Origin of the sequence: Gilvimarinus gilvus, assembly GCF_030518155.1 — a bacterium.
Classification (GTDB): Bacteria; Pseudomonadota; Gammaproteobacteria; order Pseudomonadales; family Cellvibrionaceae; genus Gilvimarinus; species Gilvimarinus gilvus.
This window is the reverse complement of the sequence record NZ_JAULRU010000702.1, coordinates 1-308: the sequence shown is the minus strand read 5'-3', so window position 1 is coordinate 308 and position 308 is coordinate 1. Positions and strand designations below refer to the sequence as shown.

The window sequence follows — 308 nt, the reverse complement described above, 5'->3', positions numbered from 1 at the left end:
GATCCGCTGCGCGCTCGAACCTGACGAGCCGCGCCTGATCGAGCACTACCTGGCCGAAGGCCGTTACCTGGTGTGCTGTACCGAAACCTCGCCATGGACGGTGGCGTTGACCTCCTTCCGCCTGCTGCTCGACACCGCCTGCGACCGCATGTTGCCCTGGCACTGGCGCTGCCTGTGCCTGGACCAGGCCTGGCGGCCGTTGCTGGACCTGCGCAACCTCGACCGCCAGGCCCAGAACCAGCGTTGGCAGCCCTACGCCATTCAGTTGGCCAACTGCAGCCTGCTGCCGTCGATTTCTCCCGATGAAC

Annotated in this window: 1 protein-coding gene; it reads left to right on the top strand. The window is 66.2% G+C overall.

The window, feature by feature from the left end; translation table 11 throughout:
* A partial coding sequence (locus QWI17_RS17410) for a hypothetical protein (RefSeq protein WP_302723796.1) occupies window positions 1-308 on the top strand: 308 nt, incomplete at both ends.